This window comes from Desulfuromonas sp. KJ2020 (assembly GCF_024197615.1).
Taxonomy (GTDB): Bacteria; Desulfobacterota; Desulfuromonadia; order Desulfuromonadales; family SZUA-540; genus SZUA-540.
The window spans coordinates 1,501,520-1,518,975 of the sequence record NZ_JAKUKE010000001.1 but is presented as its reverse complement, the minus strand read 5'-3'; the positions used below and the strand labels follow the sequence as shown (position 1 = coordinate 1,518,975).

Below are 17,456 nucleotides of genomic sequence, written 5' to 3'. Positions count from 1 at the left end.
GACTTAGGCATAAATTGTGCTCTCAGAGAAAAACAGAACGAACATTCTTTCTGGAGTTATTTAGGTGGCTACAACCCTTCCCAAACCACAAGTCAAGCATGACCATATCGTTAAGGTAGCCCGCAGTCTTTTTGTCAAGAATGGCGTTCACCATGTTTCCATACCCATGATCGTCAAGGCCTCGGGCACCAGCACGGGAGCGATCTATCACCACTTCGGCAGTAAGGAAAACCTGGTCAGTTTTATACGCAAGAAGACCCTGGACGACTTTTACCAGGAATTCGACCACCGACTGGCAGGCAAGGAGACCGCCCAGGAAAAACTCGCGGTCTTTGCCCAGCTGATTTTCGAAATCACCGAGAACGACCCCGACATGATGGGCTACATGCTCTTCATCAACCAGGGCGATCTCAAATCGGTCGAACCGCCCCTCTGCTTCACCGATCCCTTCCGGCGGGTGCAGGCCATCGTGCGAAAAGGGATTGAAGATGGCGAGATCAAACCGGGCGAGGTTTACATTCTGGGCGCGGCCTACACTGGCGTCATTCTGCGCGCCGCCGAATTGCGCCTGATCTGCGTACTGGAACAACCGCTGACCCAAATCGGCGACCTGATTATCGAGAACGCCTGGGCGGCGATCCGAAACTTTCCAAAAGACGGGGAAGTCACCCCAGCAAAGGGAGTATTCCCCAAACAAAACGACCTGGACAACAGACGTCTATCAACGTAGCAGACCGGTCAAAGAAAGGAGGACAGCCAGACCGACATCGAACGTAAGTGATTCAAGTAACAAATCACTACACATTTTTTATCGGAGGCAAAATGATTAGGTACAGCTTAAGGAAGACTCAAACCAAAGCCTGTGTGATCATCTCGCTGCTGCTGACCCTGGCGCTGAGCCTGGGTGGCTGCAGCTCCGACAGCTACGACACCCCCAAGACGGCTGACAATGCGCCTGTCGCTGGGGCTGCTACCAGCGTACTCATCGAACCGGTCACCCTGAAAGGCTGGATGGATCAAGGTCTGGTCAACAGTGACAGCACCTTTGACACCAACGTCGTTATCTTTGATTTCGGCGGGTACAAAATGGATAACACTGATCCCGACCGCATCAAAGGTGCCTGCCGTGTCGCCAAAGCGGAACTGGACGCTTTACGCTTCGAAGGCGTGAGCAATGCCTTCCCTCTTGCTCCGCCCGGGGCACAAATGGATGCATTGATGCAAAAACTTGGCATCAATGAAAATAGCACCATTGTTTTCACGACCTCTTCGCCAGCATTTTATGCCACTCGCGCTTACTGGGTTTTCCGCTACTGGGGCTTCCCCAAGGAACGCCTCAAATTCCTTAATGGCGGCAACACCGCTTTTGCCACGGCCTACCCCGAATTGATGACAACCGAGGCCCCCACTCCCGTAGCCTCGACTTACAGTGTTAAGGATTTGCCAAGCTTCAATGCCGATCTTCGTGCCTCGGTAGGTGAATTGATTACCATTCTGTCCGATCTACCCACTTCCACCACCAATCTGGTGCTGGACGCCCGTGGCAAAGCTCCGGCCGACGGGGCATCTGGTTACTTCGGCACGGCACCCACCGGAGGGCAGCTTACTTCCGGTGCAGTTGTGCTTTTTGATGGTCATCCTGAAGGCGGCCAATACCTGAACCAGGCGGACCTCTTTGCGAGTGGCAAATTTAAAGGGGTTGAGGATATCAAGGCGCTCTTTGCCACCAAAGGCTGGACTGCCGACAAGAAGACCACCGCTTACTGCACCACCGGCTATTCGGCTACCCCTCTTTTCTTCGCAGTTGACGCGCTGCTCGGCGCCGATGCCCAACTCTATGACGGATCTTGGAGCCAACTTGGCAAATACTCTGATCTTCAAAGTGTGGGCGGGGAACTACCCTACGGCTCCCCTTGGGCAGCGGACAAATATCTCGACATTAGCGAAGGGGCCTACAGTTACAACAACGACATTCCCGCCCCTCTTACAATTGAAACCCTGCAGCTCGATGCGACGGCTGAAGCCAATGCGCCCTTTACCGCTGACGTCAACACCGACGATAGCGACGTCAACCCTTTGGCCAACCAGGTAGAAGAGGCTGACGCCCTCTATGCTGCCGGACCCGCCACAGTGACCTTCACCACACCGGTTCTGACCGCGACGAACGAGGTCCTCATCAGCGCCGATACACTGGCCGGATGGATGGACGCCGGTCTTGTCAACAAGGCGGCTGGTTCAGAGCGTGTTGTCCTTCTGGATGTCACCAGCGCTGCCAACTATGCAAAGGCCCACATCCCTGGCGCACAGCTTTGGGACACCGCTCAGCACGTCATGACGCGTACGGAAGGCCCAGCACCAGCAGTCAACATGGTCCTTGATGGCGCCAGCATGGACGCCATGATTCAGGCCACCGGCATTGACGAGAACACGACCATTGTCATCACCTCGTCCCAAACCGCCACCTACTTCCCCAGCCGGGCGTATTTTCTCTTCCGTTACTGGGGTTTCCCTAAAGAGCGCATTAAGGTCCTCAACGGCTTTAACGGCGCCTGGCCAGCGGCGGACTTGACCGATGTGACAATGGATCTGCCGGATTCCACGCTGAGTGTTGCCGCCTTGGCTAATCTCCAGGATGACACCCGAGTTTCCCTGGCCGAATTGATGGATGCCCTACGTGATGGCCGCGGTACCGCCGTTGACATGCGGGGTGACAAGAGCGCTACCATGTCGACCGCTGGCGTTTTCTCTGACGTTGCTGGCGACTATGTGGTCTTCGAGGGCACCCTCAATGGGGGCGAATCGTTCAATTATACCCAGTTCAACGTCGACTACGCTGGTGGCGATCTGCGTTTCCGGTCAAAAGAGGTCATCGATGCCATGCTCACCGAAGCGGGAATCACCACTTCTACGGATGGCAGCAACCCCATCTACTCCTACTGCCGCACCGGCTATATCGCCTCCGTTGGTTTCTTCGTCCTCGACGCCATTCTGGACGTCGATGTCATGACCTACGATGGCTCCTGGAGCCAGTGGGGCAAACTGTCCACGGTTGATACAGACAAAGGCGGGGAACTTCCGTCTGGCTCCCTTTGGGCCGTTGACAACGCCACGTATATGGATGTCATCAACTACAACGCGGATCACATCAAGGTCGTGGAGAAACTCAACCCTGACGAGGAAGCCCTCGACCTGCTGCCCAGCTCTGCCGACGCCAACCAGGTGGAGAATGCGGACGAGCTCTATCGTACACCTACATCTGGCGGCACAGGCGGCAGTGCACCCGACCAGTTCACACCGGTGGGCGGCGGCTGCTAAATTTCACAACTGAACTCATCCCCCACCCGGGGTGGGGGATGCCATCCTACAAAAGGAGAGCAACGGCATGATATTCAAAAAGACTGGCACTATCGCGGCGCTGGTTTCGGGCCTGACCCTCTTGGCCAGTTCGGCATTTGCCGGACCGGTCTGGACCTTTGGGCCGGAAGAGCAGGGCCTTCTGAAACTTGAATACAAAGGGCAGTTTCAGTTCAACCACCGTGACACCGGCGCCGGCGAAGCGGATGACGAGTCGGCTAACGAGTTCAACTTCCGCCGCAATCGCCTCGCTCTCATGGGGGCCTACGGCTCCAACTTCGGGCTCTATGTGCAGACCGAGTTCAACGAAGACAACAACATCAGCCCGCTGTATGTCACTGATGGCGGCAACTCCAACTTCCAGATTCTCGACGCCGTCATGCGCTTCAAGCTCACCGACCAGGTCAATGTCTGGGTTGGTAAATTCAAGTACAACCTGACTCGTGAAAACCTCGAAGCCTGCGAAGCCCCCCTGACTCTCGACCGTTCCCACTTTATCCGCGCCCCCTATGTCAGCACCCGCGACAAAGGGGTGGCCGTGTGGGGCAACCTGGCTGATGGCATGTTCCAGTACCGTTTGGACGCCATGAACGGCCGCAACGATTCCGATTCTTCTCCCAAGTCGAACCTGCGCTACAGCGCTCGCGGTCACGTGACCCTGTTCGACAAGGAGACAGGCTACGGCTACAAGGGCACCTACATGGGCGAGAAGAAGGTGCTCACTGTGGGAGCCGCCTATCAGTTTGAACCGGACGTCGAGTACGAGGTTGCCAGTACCAATACTGGTTCCGTCGATTACGCCGCCTGGACCGTGGACGGCTTCTTCGAGTATCCCGTCGAGGATGTCGGCACTTTCACCCTGTCTGCCGCCTATGTCGACTATGACCTCGACGACGCCTACCAGACCAACCCCGTCGATCCTAACCTGACCGGGCTTAACGGTGAAAAGAACGGCTCTTACTACAAAGCCGGCTACATGCTGCCCAACCTGCCCCTGCAGCTCTTTGCCCGCTATGAAGACTGGTCTTTTGCCACCCTGAACTACGTCATCGACCAGGAAGTCACCGCTTACGCCGGTGGTTTCAACTACTACCTGCGCGGCCAGGACCTGAAGTTGACGGTTGAGTATTCTATGGTTGACTTTGACACTGAGGGCACCATCAACGGGGTTAAAACCGAGGATATCAACACCCTCACCGCCCAGCTCCAATTAATCTTCTAACCACCAAGCGAGAAAAGGAGAAACATCATGAAAAAACTTTTGACCCTGACCGTCATCGCTCTGATGTCCGCCAGCGTGGCCTTCGCCAGCGAAGCCGAACTCAAAGGCAAAGTCACTGCCGTCAGCGGCAAGACTGTCACGATTGAAGTGGAAAAAGGCGATGCGGCTGACGTAAGCGTCGGCGACGCCGTCAAAGTGGAAGTGAAAAAAGGTGAAAAGAAAGCCGCCCCTAAAAAAGGCAAAGACATGCTGATGGGCTGCTAATTCCCACCCTGAGGGCAGGTTGGACTTCAAAGAGTCCGACCTGCCCCGTTTTTTCAATCAACCCCATAAATATGAAATGGAACGGATATGAACGCGACAGGAAGGACCCTTAGTATCTGGGGTCTCGCTTTCCTGGCGGCTGCCACCTTTGGCCTGGCCCCCTCCCCCAGCGAGGCAGCGGGCATCGGCAAGGACGGCACCATCGCCGCCAAAAAAGGCAAAGCGAACACCCTGCAGGAGCTGATCGACATGTACGATTCGAGCTCCTGCGTCGACTGCCACCAGGAGGCGCACGACGAGTGGGCCCAGTCGGCACACTCCCGCTCGGTGTACGGCACCGGCCGCACCGCCGCCACCTTCAAGACGGCCTTTACCAACGGCTTCATGTCCTGGGCCTATTCGGGCGTCACCGATCCCAAGGATGTCGAGGTCGAACACCTGATGGGCTGCGCCAAGTGCCACCTGCCCCAGCTGGCTGATGCCACCGACGCCGTGGCCAAGGAATTCGTCGGCACCATCTACGACTTCATGAACGCCTACGCCGAAGACGACATGAAGACCTTCGAGGCCAAGAAGGAAACCCTGCTCAAACTCAACATCAACTGCCTGGTCTGCCACAACCGCATGGCCATCACCCACAAATGGGCCGACGGCTATCCGCAGGCCGGGGTGGTCTACGGCAACGTGGACGGCGAGCACATGGATGCCGACTTTCCGGTCATGAAGGCCAGCCCCATCATGAAGGAGTCGATCCTCTGTGGCCAGTGTCACGGTCTCGGCCCCAACCTCGAACTGGACAACCCCACCCAGTGCGCCACGGCCTATGGTAGCTATCTCTGGTCCTACGTGGCCGGCGGCGGCGACCAGACCTGCCAGGAGTGTCACATGGAAGAGAGCGGGCTCGGCCACAACATGCAGAGCTACCGCGATAAAGGCATGGCCGATCGGGCCGTGGAGTTCGAAGTACATGCCATCCCCATGAACTGGCGTGACGGCCGTAATGTAGTGCCTCAGGTCATGCTCGACGTAGCCATGACCAACCGCACCGGCCACGCCATCCCTGATGGCTGACCGACCCCCAACCGACTGGTTCTGTCGGTAATCGCTACAGCAAAGGATGGTCAGGAAGTTTTCAATCAGGACAAGATCTACATGCCTATCCCGCAGAAATTCGCGCGGGGTGACGAAATGGGCCGCGGCCCCTACGAAAAGAGCGGCATCATTGCCGACACCGGGCTGCACCCGGGCAAGAAAGTCAAGGAACACTTTGAAATCCGCTTCCCCGCAGGGCAAACGGAAATGGAGCTGAAAGTACAGCTCTGGTATCTGCCTTACGGCAACAAGCAAAGCGATCCCTTCCTGTGGAAGGAAGAGGTCAAAACGGTGAAGGTCAGTGACATCTAATCGCTGGCTTTAGCCCTCCTGACAATGGTACCTCTTGCCATGTGCGGCTGGCCGGATTCTTCCCGCTGAGACATCCGGTCAGCCGCTTTTTTTCCGATAAAATTCGTCGCCTCTACCCCGCCCTTTTTACTGGTTGTCCAAAGCGACTTCGGTTAAGATACCGGGAGTCTTTCATCCTTTGAAATCACCATCATCCATCATCTCTGAACCTATGCCGTTGCGCTGTCGTCTGTCATACTGGATTCTCGCCACCCTCCTGCTATACTTCGCCGCCGGCTGCACCACCAGCCAGGAAGAGGAGTCCCGCTGCGAAAGTTGCCACCAGGGACTGGAACTCGCCTCACCCACCCACGGCGCCTGCACGACCTGTCACGGCGGCGACCCCGGCACCGACAACAAGGATGCCGCCCACCGGGGCATGTTCGGCAAAAAGAATCCGGCCGCACCGGAAGTCTGGGACAAGGGCTGCGGCGGCTGCCATGAGGGGCAACTGAAGCGGGTCCGCTCCAACCTGATGTATACAAACACCGGCATCATCAAAAACGCCCAGCTCACCTGGGAAGGGGTAGATGGTCAGTTGTACGCTACCCGCCAGGAGGAGGTTTTTGACGCCAAGGGCGAACCCCAGACTCTGCGCTCGGTGAGGGAACTCGACAATCTTTCTGGCGAACTCTATCGCAAGTTCTGTTCCCTCTGCCATGTCGGCCAAGAATCCAACCAGGTGTGGAGCGGCAGCCATGGCTCGGGCTGCGCCGCCTGTCATTTCCCCTACAACGACAACGCCACCTACCAGGGCGGCGACGAGACGGTGCATGGCAAGTGGCCCTATTCGGCCAGCCATGAAATGGCCTCCCTGCCCGACAATAAAGTCTGCGCCCGCTGCCATAACCGCAGTGGCCGCATCGCCCTCTCCTACCAGGGGCAGAATGACGGCAACAACAGCCTGGTCCCCACCCGCGACGCCATTCCCGGTCCTGAACTCATCGGTGGCGTGCGCAACGTCACCAGCATCGCTCCCGACATCCACCATGCCAAAGGCATGGACTGCATCGACTGCCACACCTCCCGCGATGTCATGGGGGATGGCTACGCCTACGAAAACATGTATCTGCAGACGGAGACGGCCTGCGAAGACTGTCATGGCAGCGCCCACGAGCATCCCCGGCTGGAAGCCATCAGCCGCGAGAACGACAGCGCCCTGGTGGAATCGCGCAACTACAAGCTGCCCATGACCTATGGCGCCAACATGGTACTGACAACCAAGGGCCGCAAGTACGCCAACGTCTTCGAGCAGGAGGGCAAGATCTGGCTGCAGGGCAAACGCAGCGGCAAACTGCACGAGTCGAAGGTCATCACCGATACGCCGGAGCACACCATCGTCGGCCACGAACGCCTCGAATGCTACAGCTGCCATTCGCGCACGGTGGTGCAGTGCTACGGCTGCCACACCGAGTACGACCTCACCCGCAACGCCCGCGATTTTGTGAAAGGATACGACACCCCCGGCGCCTTCACGGAGACGGAGGATTTCCGCATGCTCTACCCCTTCCCTCTGGCCCTGAACCAGCGCGGGAAGATCTCGCCGGTGACGCCAGGCTGCCAGACCTTTGTCACCGTCATCGAACGGGACGGCCGCAAGAGCAAGGACGAGTACGTGGCCCGCTTCGGTGATCGCCAACAGCTGCGTTTCGCCCCCTTTTACAGCCACAACACGGGCACCCGCGCCGTCGGCTGTGCCGAGTGTCACGGCAATCCGTCCTTCCTCGGCTTCGGCCAGCATGTCATCGAGGGTGCCACCATCGAAGGAACCCTGCTGTGCGAAAAATCGGACAGCAAGCCCCTGGACGGTTACCTGACGATGGAGGACGGCAAGGTAAAGGCTTTTTCCGCCATCACCCGCGAGAATTCCCGGCCCTTGAACGGGGCGGAAGTGAAGAAAGTGCTGGCCGTCAACCTGTGCCTGGTCTGCCACGACAATCCCAAGGACCCTATTTACCAGAAGGAACTCGACTATGGCGCGCTGGATCGCTGCCTTGAGCGCTCTGTGCCTGCTCGGCCTTAGCCCCGGCGGGGCGGCCGTGGCCGACCCCACGACAATACGCCTCAGCGGCGCCCACGCCGGTCTGCGCTGCGCCGACTGCCACGAACCGGGGGAGAGCGCCTCCGTGCGCGACGGGGCAAGGGAATGCGCCGACTGCCACGACGGCTATCAGGGCATCTTCGCCCAGGCCATGACCACCCGCAGTGCCGAAAAGGCCTTCGTGCACGGGGCGTTCGGCGGCCATGACACCGACTTTTTCCAGAAGAACTGCGCCGACTGCCACGTGAGTTCCTGCGCCGACTGCCACGGAGGGGACATCCACACCCTCGCCCGCCCGACCTCGGATACCTGCCACCGCTGCCACCAGGGCTACTTTGTCGGCGCCGACTTTTTCGGACGGGCCCCGCGCGAGAATCACAACCGCTACCAGCGGGGCGAGATCGTCGACGGCCAGGCCTATCTTAAAATGCGACCCGACGTGCACGAGGAGGCAGGGCTGAGCTGCGGCGACTGCCACAGCATGCAAAGCCTGGTGGACGGCCGTCTCAGCGCCAAGGGATGCACGGACTGCCATGAGCCCGACCCGGCCATCGTCGAGCACCGCATCGCCGCCCACCGGGAGCAGCTTGAGTGCACTGCCTGCCACGCCAGCTGGGCGCCCCAGGAATACGGCAGTTTTTTCCTGCGACTGGGGGACAACCCCAACCGCGAATACTTCAATCTCAAGCAGAACCCGGCCGCCGAATATGTGCAGAGCGCCTATCTGCGCCAGCAGAACGCACCCCCTTTGGGGCTGAACCGTCGCGGCAAGATCAGTCCCATCCGGCCCCAGTTCATCGCCTTTTACTCGGATCTGCGCCAAAAGGATGACCCGACCCGGGTGGAAAACGCCCTGGTCGCCGCCCAGTGGAAAGCCTTTTTTCCCCACACAATCCGGCGCGGCACGGCGACCTGCGAGGCCTGCCACGACAATCCTCGCCGCTTTCTGCTGGAGGATCCCCGCGATCGCATCTACGAACTGCAGCGCGACGGCCTGCCCCTGCCCTCCTTCTGGAGCCAGGAAGGGCAGACCCTGGTCAACGGTCAGTTCATGCCGAAAGAGCGCTACGAGCGGCTGAGCACGCCGACGTCCACCTACACCAAGGCTTATGTCGAAAAATGGAAAAATTTGGTCGAAAGCGTCGATACCTCCTCAAAGCCCTGACCTTTTCGGGTCTGGCCCTGCTGGTCGGCAAGTTTCTCTTTCCCAAGGCCGCTCCGCAGCAGGTATTACTGGAGGTCCCCCGGGCTGACATCCCCCCCGATGGCGCCCTGGTTTTTCGCCAGGCCCGGGTGGCCGTCATCCGTCAGGGCGAAGAGGTGTTCGCCCTGGACATGACCTGCACCCATCTGGGCTGTACGGTGTCGGTCACCCCCACGAACCTGGTCTGTCCCTGTCACGGCAGTCTCTTTGCCCGCGATGGCGCCGTGCTCTCCGGCCCGGCCGACCAGCCCCTGCGGCGGCTGGCTCTGGAGGAGCACGGCGACCTGTTGACGATCTACAGCAGAAAGGCCTGATTGCGCGTGTATAGAGACTTCATTGCCCACCTCTTTCCCCGTGTGGTGTTGCGACGCAACCTGCGGCTCACCTATACCTTCTGCCTGGGGGGACTGGCTTTTACCGCCTTTTTGCTCCTCATCGCCACCGGTCTGCTGCTCATCTTCTACTATCAGCCGACTCCGGAGAAGGCCTTCGAGTCGATTCTGGCCCTGGAGCGCAGCGTCTTTCTGGGCGGCTATATCCGCAGCCTGCACCGCATCTGCTCCCACGCCCTGCTGATTTTTATCTTCCTCCATACCTTGCGCGTGATTCTCACCGGAGCCTACCGCCAACCGCGGGAGCTGAACTGGATTATCGGTTTCGCTCTGCTCTGTCTGGCCGTCTTCGCCGCCTATACCGGCTACCTGCTGCCCATGGATCAGCTCGCCCTGTGGGCCACGCAGACGGGGATGGAGCTGCTGGCCACGGTGCCCGGCGGCCCGGCGCTGAAACGGATTCTGGTGCCCGATGAGGTCGGCGGCGAGCTGTCGCTGCTGCGCTTTTACGCCCTGCATATCGTCTTTGTGCCGGCCTGCATGCTCGCACTCTGCCTGCTGCACTTTTACCGCATCCGGCGGGACAAGGGAGTATTGCCCTACCTATGAAAAAATACGTCTTCAGCGCCGAGGGTTTCTTCCCTCTCATCAAACGCGCGGCCTGGGTCACCTGTCTCGTTCTCATGGGGCTGGCCCTGCTCCTCCCCGCTCCCCTGCAGGGGCCGGCCGACATCGCCACCGTGCCCAATCCCGTCAAATCCGCCTGGTTCCTGCTGTGGACCCAGGAGCTGGTGAGCTATTCCAAGTATCTGGTCTATCTCATCATCGCCGGTGCCCTGGCCTTTCTGCTGCTGCCTTTCCTGCCGGGATCGCCGCCGGCCTCCCGCGCGCGCTGGTTTGGCCGGGATCAGTTTCTGGCCACCACCCTCTGCCTGGTCGCCTTTTTCGGCATTTTGACCCTGACGCTGATTGCCATGTTTTTTCGAGGTGAAAATTGGGCTTTCGTGCTGCCGTTCTGATTCTTTGTCTGCTGGCTCTGCCCATCGGCGCCTCCAACGCAGCCGGTCAACCCCTGTGCCTGCGCTGTCATGAGACTCACTACGACAGCCAGGGCACCTGTACCGACTGCCATCGCGGGCACCCCGGCACCATGCGCAGAGAGATCGCCCACGACCGCTTCGTGCCCGGCCGCCATGCCACCTTCAGCCTGACCGACTCTGCCGTGGTGAAGCGCGGCGCTACCCTGGCCGACCAGGCCGGTTGCCGGCGCTGCCACACCTTGGGTGGCAAGGGCACCACCCTGGCCAGCAATCTCGACCGCACCGCCGCCGTCACACCGCCGCTGGAGCTGGAAGAGAGCATCCGCCAGCCCGTGGCCCTGATGCCGAACTTCCGTTTCGGGCCGGAGGATCTTGCCGCCCTGGTGACGCTGCTGCTCAAAGAGGGGACAGCGGTCCCGCCATCGGTCGCCGAGACGCCGCTGGTCATTCACTTTGAGAAAGCAGGCGCCGCCTCGGAAAACATCTTCGCCAAACGCTGTGGCGGTTGTCACCGCGCCCTCACCGTAAAAGAGGGTGGACTCGGCGAGGGGGAAACGGCCCCCAACCTCTCGGGCCTGCTCACCCCCTATTATCCGCGCAGCCTGGAAAAACCCGGCAAGGAGGCCCCTTGGTCTGAACAAGACCTGGAAAAATGGCTCAAAAATCCCCGCAAACTTCGCCCCCTCACCCGCATGCTGCCCATCGTCTTCAAAGACGGCGAGTTTTCCCAACTCGTGCAGACCCTGGACATCCCCCCCCTATCACCGCTGGAAGCGGTCTCGCCCTGAGTCTCATTAAAAGCTTGACCTGGGATAGCCCTTTCTATATATTCACTTTTCAATATATTAACCGAGGGCTATAAATACGTTTAACCACTGGTAGGCCAGCCCGCCAAACGCCGCTGACTTTTATGACGACAGAGCCTAGAACAAAAACATCCACACCCGAGACGACCCGGAGTCTGATTCTCGATACGGCCTTGGGGCTCTTTTCCCGTAACGGCTATTTCAATACCTCCGTACAGGATATCCGCAAAGAAGCGGATATCAGTATCGGCTCCATCTATCACCATTTTGCCAGCAAAGAAGCCATCGCCAAGGCGATCCACCACGATCTGCTGACACAAATGGAAGAGGCCATGCGCAACATTCTGGCTGCGCACACCAGCGCCTATGAGCGCTGCCGGGCCGCAGTCGCTCTGCTGTTCTCCATGGCGGATAGCCAGCCGGCGGCCATGGAATTCATCCTGAACGCCCGCCACCGCGACTTCATGTCGGACGGCGTCCCCATCTGTTCGTCCAGCCCTTTCGCCCTGATGAAACAGATGGTTCAGGAAGGGATGGATAATGGGGAAATCGCGATCATGGATCCCATCGTGGCGGTCACCAGCCTGTTTGGAGGCCCCATGCGCATGGTCTATCTCTACTTGGACGGCCTTATCCAAGACAAGGTATCGCTTTATTTCGAACCGGTTTGGCAATGCTCCTGGAAATCGGTCAGCAGATAAATTTTTTACCTGCTTACACCGAACGAACGTTCGTTTCACCCCAAACAAAAGCCCCATTGAACTTTCCGCAAGAAATGAAAAAGAGGTGTCTATGAAATTTTCCCGCAGAAGTTTTCTGGCCGGCGTGGCTGCGGCCACCGCGGCCACGGTCGTTCCCAAGGGCCGGGCACAGGCGGCTCTTGCCGACGATTCCTACGCCACCCTGATCGATCTGACCCGCTGCGACGGCTGTCCCGGCAAGGACACGCCAGCCTGTGTGTCGGCCTGCCGCCGGCATAACGCCTCCCGCTTTCCCGAGCCCGATCCGGCCATGCTCAAGGATTACTGGCCCCAGAAATCCCACGAGGACTGGAGTGGCCGTCGCGAGTTGACGGAACGCCTGACTCCCTACAACTGGCTCTTTGTGCAGAAGGTCACCGTCGAAGTCGATGGCCAGCCACAGGAACTGACCATCCCGCGCCGCTGCATGCACTGCGACAATCCGCCCTGCGTCAAGCTCTGCCCCTTTGGCACCGCCAAGAAGGACAAGGACGGACCGGTGCACATCGATCCCTCCCTCTGCTTCGGCGGCGCCAAGTGTCGCACCGTCTGCCCCTGGGATGTCCCTCAGCGTCAGGCCGGCGTTGGGGTCTACACCTATCTCGACCCCGCTCCCGTCGGCGGCGGCGTCATGTACAAATGCGACCTCTGCCGCGACGATCTGGCCCGGGGCGAAAAGCCCGCCTGCATGACGGCCTGTCCGCAGGGCGCCATGCACATCGGCCATCGCCAGGATATTCTGCGACAGGCAGAGGCGTTGGCCGTTTCTTACTCCGGTCACCTTTACGGCAAAACGGAGCACGGCGGCACCGCGACCCTGTATGTCTCTAAAGTGCCCTTTGACCAGATCGATGCCGCCCTGCGGCAAGGAACTGATTCCGCCAAGGTCATGCGCTTGCATAGCCCCGAAAACGCCCTGGAGAAGCAGAGTACCCTGGCCAAGGCGGCCCTGCTCGCCCCGGTGGCCGGCGTCGTCGGCGCCTTTGCCGCCACGGTATCAAAAAGGGAGAAGAACGATGAAAAATAGTTTCGTATCGCGTCATGACGGGGCCGTGCGCCTGACCCACTGGGCCGTGGCCATCAGCGGCCTGGTTCTGATCTTTTCCGGCTTCGGCACCATGCCTCTGTACGGCCGCTTCTATGTCAACGAATTGCCGGGGCTGAGCTGGTCCACCAACTTCCTTATTCAACAGGTCATCCACTATATGGCCGCCATGATCTTCACCGCCGCCGTCTTTTTCCACCTGGTCTTTCATCTGCGTCGCCGTGAATTTGCCGCCGTCCCGCGAAAGGGGGATGTCAAAGAGAGCATCGAGATCATCAAGGCCATGGTGACAGACCAGGAAGAGCCGCCGAACGGCAAGTTTCTAGCCGAACAGCGCCTGGCTTACGCGGCCATGGGCCTCACTTCGCTGCTGCTCATCACCACCGGCCTGATCAAGGTCTACAAAAACACCGGCGTTATCACGCTGGATCCAACCTTTCTGCAGGTGGTGACCCTGACTCACACGCTGGCAACCATGGCCTTTCTCGGCCTGTTCGTCGCCCACCTTGGCGCATTTCTGATCAAGGCCAACCGTCCCCTTCTCCCCTCCATGTTTACGGGAAAGGTGCGCCGCGACTACGCCGAGCATCGCCACAGGGAGTGGGATATCTGAGGCGTCAGCAACGTGATGCTTGATCGGAAGGAAGAGGCCGGCTTATGTCGGCCTTTTTTTGTGATCATCTACGACAGAAGGGCTGCTCATTGTGCTGCAAAAAAAGGGCAAAGTCAGGTACACTTACCAGATCGACTTGGCCTGAGAACAACCATATCCACCGGGTAGCACCCTGGAGTTACGCCGCATGACAGAAGGAAGCTCTTTTCTCGAAATCGCCTCGATCCTTGGCTTAGCCACTCTTCTTGGCATTATCGGCCAAAAGCTGCGCCAGCCTCTCATCATCATGTTTCTGGCCACCGGCATCCTGGCCGGGCCTTCCGGTCTCGGCATCATTCAGAGCTATCACCAGATCGAACTGCTGGCCCACATCGGCATCGCTCTGCTGCTCTTCATCGTTGGCCTCAAGCTCGATCTGCACCTGATCCGCACGACCGGCCCCGTCGCGCTGGCCACGGGACTGGGTCAGATCATCTTCACCTCCATCATCGGTTTTGCCATCGCCCTGGCCCTGGATCTCTCCTGGCTGAGCGCCACCTACGTGGCCGTAGCCCTGACCTTTTCCAGCACCATCATCATCGTCAAACTGCTCTCCGACAAAAAGGAGATCGACTCCCTGCACGGCCAGATCGCTATCGGTTTTCTTATCGTGCAGGATATCGCCGCCATCCTGGCCCTGGTCGGCCTCACCACCCTGGGTTCCTCGGTCGCCGGCGAGGGCTCTCCTTTTCTCACCGCGCTGGAGATCGTCGCCAAGGGCCTGGGGTTACTGGGGGTCGTCGCCCTGCTCATGAAGTTCGTCCTCCCTGGCCTGACCCGACGTCTGGCCCACTCCCTTGAACTGCTGACCCTCTTCGCCATCGCCTGGGCGGTCTTTCTCGGGGCCGGCAGCGAACTGCTTGGCTTCAGCAAAGAGGTAGGCGCTTTCCTCGCCGGCGTGTCCCTGGCCTCCACCGACTACCGCGACGCCATCGGCGGGCGCCTCACTGGGCTGCGTGATTTTCTGCTACTCTTCTTTTTTATCGACCTCGGCTCCCGCCTGGAATGGTCCACGGTCGGCTCCCAGCTGGGATCGTCCGTGGTCTTCTCCCTCTTCGTCCTCATCGGCAACCCCCTGATCGTCCTTATCATCATGGGCTGGATGGGTTACCGACGCCGCACCAGTTTCCTGGCCGGACTCACGGTGGCCCAGATCAGTGAATTTTCCCTTATCGTGGCCGCCCTGGGCTTGAGTCTCGGCCATATCAGCAACGAAACCGTCGGTCTGATCACCCTGGTCGGCGTGGTCACCATTTTCATCTCCACCTACATGATCCTCTATTCTGCTCCCCTCTATAATGTCCTGTCGGCTCCTTTGACGATCTTCGAACGGCGCAACCCGTACCGGGAGTCGGCCATCGACACCCTCAAGGAGAGCATTCCGGTCGATGTCATCCTCTTCGGCCTGGGCAACTATGGCAGCGGCCTGGCCGAATACCTGCTGCGTCGCCAGAAGGCGGTGATGGGGATCGACTTTGATCCTGGCGCTCTGGACAGCTGGCGCCAACGGGGACTGCCGGTTATCTATGGCGATATGGCCGACCCGGACATCCACGAGTATCTGCCACTGCACAAAGCACGCTGGGTCATCAGCGCCGTGCGGGACAAGGCGATGAATCTGGCCCTGATCCACAATCTCAAAAAAGAGGGGTATGCGGGCAAGGTGGCCCTTACCGCCACGACGGCAGCAGAAGTACGTGAGTTTGAAAAAGTCGGCGCGCATCTGATTTTCCGCCCCTTTGTCGACGCCACCGAGCAGGCTGCCGACGCCCTGACTTACGCCATGGAGTTGCTGCCATCCAGCATCGACTGGCCGGTTTCCTTTCTGGAGGTGCGGATCAAGTCAGATGCGGCCGTAGCCGGAGAGACGATCCGCGACCTTCCCCTGACTTCGACCACGGGGATTTCGATTCTGGCGGTCAGCCGCGGCGGGCGCGTCCACTATGAACCAACTCCGGATTTTCGTATCTACCCGGCCGATCGTCTTCTCATCATGGGATCGCCGGCCGAACTCAAGGAAGCGGAGATGACCCTGAACCAGCTGGCGGCGCCGGAAAAGGCACAGGAAGGAGACCATTTCGAACTGGCAGAAATCCGCGTGGCCTCCGATTCGAGCCTTTCCGGCAAGTCGCTGGCCGAGTTGCGCTTTCGGCAGACCTACGGCGTCACCCTGGTCGGTATCCGTCGCGGGCAGGAATCCATCATGAGCCTCCAGTCGGAGGAGCGTCTGCAAGGCGGCGACAATCTTATTGTGATCGGCAAGGTTACCGCTATTCAGCAGTTGAGGGGACAGGAGCCCCTTTAAGGCACGGGAGAGGGATCGACACCATGAAACGTTTCAGAAACATTCTCTATGTCAGCGAACCTTTGGTGGACCAGGCTTCCGCCCTGACTCGCGCTGTTTCCCTGGCTGCCCGCCACGAGGCGAAACTTACGATCGTCTCCACCCTTACCAAGATCGAACCGGAGTACCAGGACGAGGAGGTCGCCTTCCAGCGGCAGGCGCTGCAGGAACTGGCCGTCCCTTATGGTCAGAATCCGAACATCCGGACCGACGTTCTGGTGGGTTCGGCCTTTCGGGAAATTATCCGTGCCGTCCTGCGCCACGGTTACGACCTGGTTATTAAGGCGGCCGAAAATCCCGGTTTCATCCAACGCCTCTTTGGCAGCACCGACATGCATCTGCTGCGCAAATGTCCCTGCCCCGTCTGGTTGATGAAGGTACCGGAGACTCCCCATTACAGCCGTATCCTGGCCGCCGTCGACGTCAATCCCGTGCGGTCGGACGAGACGGAAACAACCCTCAACAGCGAAATCCTCGCCCTGGCCAGTGCCCTGGCCGTCTCCGACGGCGCCGCCCTGCATCTGGTCCACGCCTGGGAGGGCTTCGCCGAGGGGATTGTGCGGCGGTGGAGCGACAAGTCGCCTGATGAGGTTGCGACCTACGTGGAAATGGAGCGCCTGCGTCATCAAGGTGCCCTATCCAGAATCGAAGACAGCCTGCGGAAGCAGGTCGGTGAAGAGCTCTACGGCCAACTGCGGCCACGTTACCATTTACAAAAAGGCTCCCCCCAGCGTGAAATCTCCGCTATGGCCGAAAAGCTACAGGCCGATCTAGTGGTCATGGGAACGCTCGCCCGCACCGGGGTTTCGGGCCTCTTCATCGGCAACACGGCGGAAGCGATTCTGGAACAGCTCCCCTGCTCGGTCCTTGCCATCAAGCCACCCGGCTTTGTATCGCCGGTAAAACTTGACGAATGACCAGAAAGCATCACTCCTTTTGTCACACTGGTGATAATTTTTCAGAGACCTG

16 protein-coding genes are annotated in these 17,456 nt (G+C 59.3%); all 16 read left to right on the top strand.

All coding sequences use genetic code 11. The annotated features are described in order from the left end of the window. Window positions 1-64: 64 nt before the first annotated feature. Window positions 65-730 carry a TetR family transcriptional regulator gene (locus MJO47_RS06930; RefSeq protein ID WP_253960384.1) on the top strand — a complete coding sequence of 222 codons (666 nt, stop codon included), beginning with the start codon at window positions 65-67 and terminating at the stop codon, window positions 728-730. 92 nt (window positions 731-822) lie between these two features. Then, a complete protein-coding gene (gene extH / locus MJO47_RS06925) occupies window positions 823-3,315 on the top strand; it encodes a selenite/tellurite reduction operon rhodanese-like protein ExtH (protein WP_253960383.1) in 2,493 nt (830 codons plus the stop codon). A 67-nt stretch (window positions 3,316-3,382) separates the two neighbouring features. Further along, window positions 3,383-4,576 carry a selenite/tellurite reduction operon porin ExtI gene (gene extI / locus MJO47_RS06920; RefSeq protein ID WP_253960382.1) on the top strand — a complete coding sequence of 398 codons (1,194 nt, stop codon included), beginning with the start codon at window positions 3,383-3,385 and terminating at the stop codon, window positions 4,574-4,576. Between the two features lie 27 nt (window positions 4,577-4,603). Next, complete coding sequence (gene extJ, locus MJO47_RS06915) at window positions 4,604-4,840, top strand: selenite/tellurite reduction operon protein ExtJ (protein ID WP_253960381.1); 237 nt, start codon at window positions 4,604-4,606, stop codon at window positions 4,838-4,840. Between the two features lie 87 nt (window positions 4,841-4,927). Next, entirely contained in the window at window positions 4,928-6,244 is a 1,317-nt protein-coding gene (gene extKL / locus MJO47_RS06910) for a multiheme c-type cytochrome (seleno)protein ExtKL (protein ID WP_253960380.1), read from the top strand. A 211-nt stretch (window positions 6,245-6,455) separates the two neighbouring features. Beyond that, a complete protein-coding gene (gene extM, locus MJO47_RS06905; RefSeq protein WP_253960550.1) occupies window positions 6,456-8,306 on the top strand; it encodes a selenite/tellurite reduction operon c-type cytochrome ExtM in 1,851 nt (616 codons plus the stop codon). Beyond that, on the top strand, window positions 8,257-9,489 hold the full coding sequence (gene extO, locus MJO47_RS06900) for a selenite/tellurite reduction operon b-type cytochrome iron-sulfur cluster-binding subunit ExtO (protein ID WP_253960379.1): 1,233 nt from the start codon (window positions 8,257-8,259) through the stop codon (window positions 9,487-9,489). The genes extM and extO overlap by 50 nt, the downstream gene beginning before the upstream one ends. Then, a complete protein-coding gene (locus tag MJO47_RS06895; protein WP_253960378.1) occupies window positions 9,444-9,842 on the top strand; it encodes a ubiquinol-cytochrome c reductase iron-sulfur subunit in 399 nt (132 codons plus the stop codon). The genes extO and MJO47_RS06895 overlap by 46 nt, the downstream gene beginning before the upstream one ends. A 6-nt stretch (window positions 9,843-9,848) precedes the next feature. Next, window positions 9,849-10,469 (top strand): cytochrome b N-terminal domain-containing protein, encoded by a 621-nt coding sequence (locus MJO47_RS06890; RefSeq protein WP_253960549.1) that lies wholly within the window; start codon window positions 9,849-9,851, stop codon window positions 10,467-10,469. Then, the gene (extQ, locus tag MJO47_RS06885) at window positions 10,466-10,879 is read left to right on the top strand and encodes a selenite/tellurite reduction operon b-type cytochrome membrane protein ExtQ (protein WP_253960377.1); all 414 of its coding nucleotides are present in this window, start codon (window positions 10,466-10,468) and stop codon (window positions 10,877-10,879) included. The genes MJO47_RS06890 and extQ overlap by 4 nt, the downstream gene beginning before the upstream one ends. Beyond that, window positions 10,855-11,688, top strand: a complete 834-nt coding sequence (gene extS / locus MJO47_RS06880) for a selenite/tellurite reduction operon c-type cytochrome lipoprotein ExtS (RefSeq protein ID WP_253960376.1) — start codon at window positions 10,855-10,857, stop codon at window positions 11,686-11,688. Before extQ ends, extS begins: the two co-directional genes overlap by 25 nt. 122 nt (window positions 11,689-11,810) lie before the next feature. Continuing rightward, on the top strand, window positions 11,811-12,407 hold the full coding sequence (locus MJO47_RS06875; protein ID WP_253960375.1) for a TetR/AcrR family transcriptional regulator: 597 nt from the start codon (window positions 11,811-11,813) through the stop codon (window positions 12,405-12,407). Window positions 12,408-12,498: 91 nt separating this feature from the next. Then, complete coding sequence (locus tag MJO47_RS06870) at window positions 12,499-13,473, top strand: 4Fe-4S dicluster domain-containing protein (RefSeq protein ID WP_253960374.1); 975 nt, start codon at window positions 12,499-12,501, stop codon at window positions 13,471-13,473. Continuing rightward, complete coding sequence (locus MJO47_RS06865; RefSeq protein WP_253960373.1) at window positions 13,463-14,104, top strand: formate dehydrogenase subunit gamma; 642 nt, start codon at window positions 13,463-13,465, stop codon at window positions 14,102-14,104. The genes MJO47_RS06870 and MJO47_RS06865 overlap by 11 nt, the downstream gene beginning before the upstream one ends. A 187-nt stretch (window positions 14,105-14,291) precedes the next feature. Then, window positions 14,292-16,448 carry a cation:proton antiporter gene (locus tag MJO47_RS06860; RefSeq protein WP_253960372.1) on the top strand — a complete coding sequence of 719 codons (2,157 nt, stop codon included), beginning with the start codon at window positions 14,292-14,294 and terminating at the stop codon, window positions 16,446-16,448. 23 nt (window positions 16,449-16,471) lie between these two features. Next, a complete protein-coding gene (locus tag MJO47_RS06855) occupies window positions 16,472-17,404 on the top strand; it encodes a universal stress protein (protein WP_253960371.1) in 933 nt (310 codons plus the stop codon). Window positions 17,405-17,456 lie beyond the last annotated feature (52 nt).

Excerpts from the sequence above, each read along its gene's own strand:
- MJO47_RS06895 (WP_253960378.1), top strand. The coding sequence starts at position 9,444 with ATGGAAAAATTTGGTCGAAAGCGTCGATACCTCCTCAAAGCCCTGACC.
- extO (WP_253960379.1), top strand. The coding sequence starts at position 8,257 with ATGGCGCGCTGGATCGCTGCCTTGAGCGCTCTGTGCCTGCTCGGCCTT.
- MJO47_RS06875 (WP_253960375.1), top strand. The coding sequence starts at position 11,811 with ATGACGACAGAGCCTAGAACAAAAACATCCACACCCGAGACGACCCGG.
- MJO47_RS06865 (WP_253960373.1), top strand. The coding sequence starts at position 13,463 with ATGAAAAATAGTTTCGTATCGCGTCATGACGGGGCCGTGCGCCTGACC.
- extI (WP_253960382.1), top strand. The coding sequence starts at position 3,383 with ATGATATTCAAAAAGACTGGCACTATCGCGGCGCTGGTTTCGGGCCTG.
- extH (WP_253960383.1), top strand. The coding sequence starts at position 823 with ATGATTAGGTACAGCTTAAGGAAGACTCAAACCAAAGCCTGTGTGATC.
- MJO47_RS06860 (WP_253960372.1), top strand. The coding sequence starts at position 14,292 with ATGACAGAAGGAAGCTCTTTTCTCGAAATCGCCTCGATCCTTGGCTTA.
- extM (WP_253960550.1), top strand. The coding sequence starts at position 6,456 with ATGCCGTTGCGCTGTCGTCTGTCATACTGGATTCTCGCCACCCTCCTG.
- MJO47_RS06870 (WP_253960374.1), top strand. The coding sequence starts at position 12,499 with ATGAAATTTTCCCGCAGAAGTTTTCTGGCCGGCGTGGCTGCGGCCACC.
- extQ (WP_253960377.1), top strand. The coding sequence starts at position 10,466 with ATGAAAAAATACGTCTTCAGCGCCGAGGGTTTCTTCCCTCTCATCAAA.
- extJ (WP_253960381.1), top strand. The coding sequence starts at position 4,604 with ATGAAAAAACTTTTGACCCTGACCGTCATCGCTCTGATGTCCGCCAGC.
- MJO47_RS06855 (WP_253960371.1), top strand. The coding sequence starts at position 16,472 with ATGAAACGTTTCAGAAACATTCTCTATGTCAGCGAACCTTTGGTGGAC.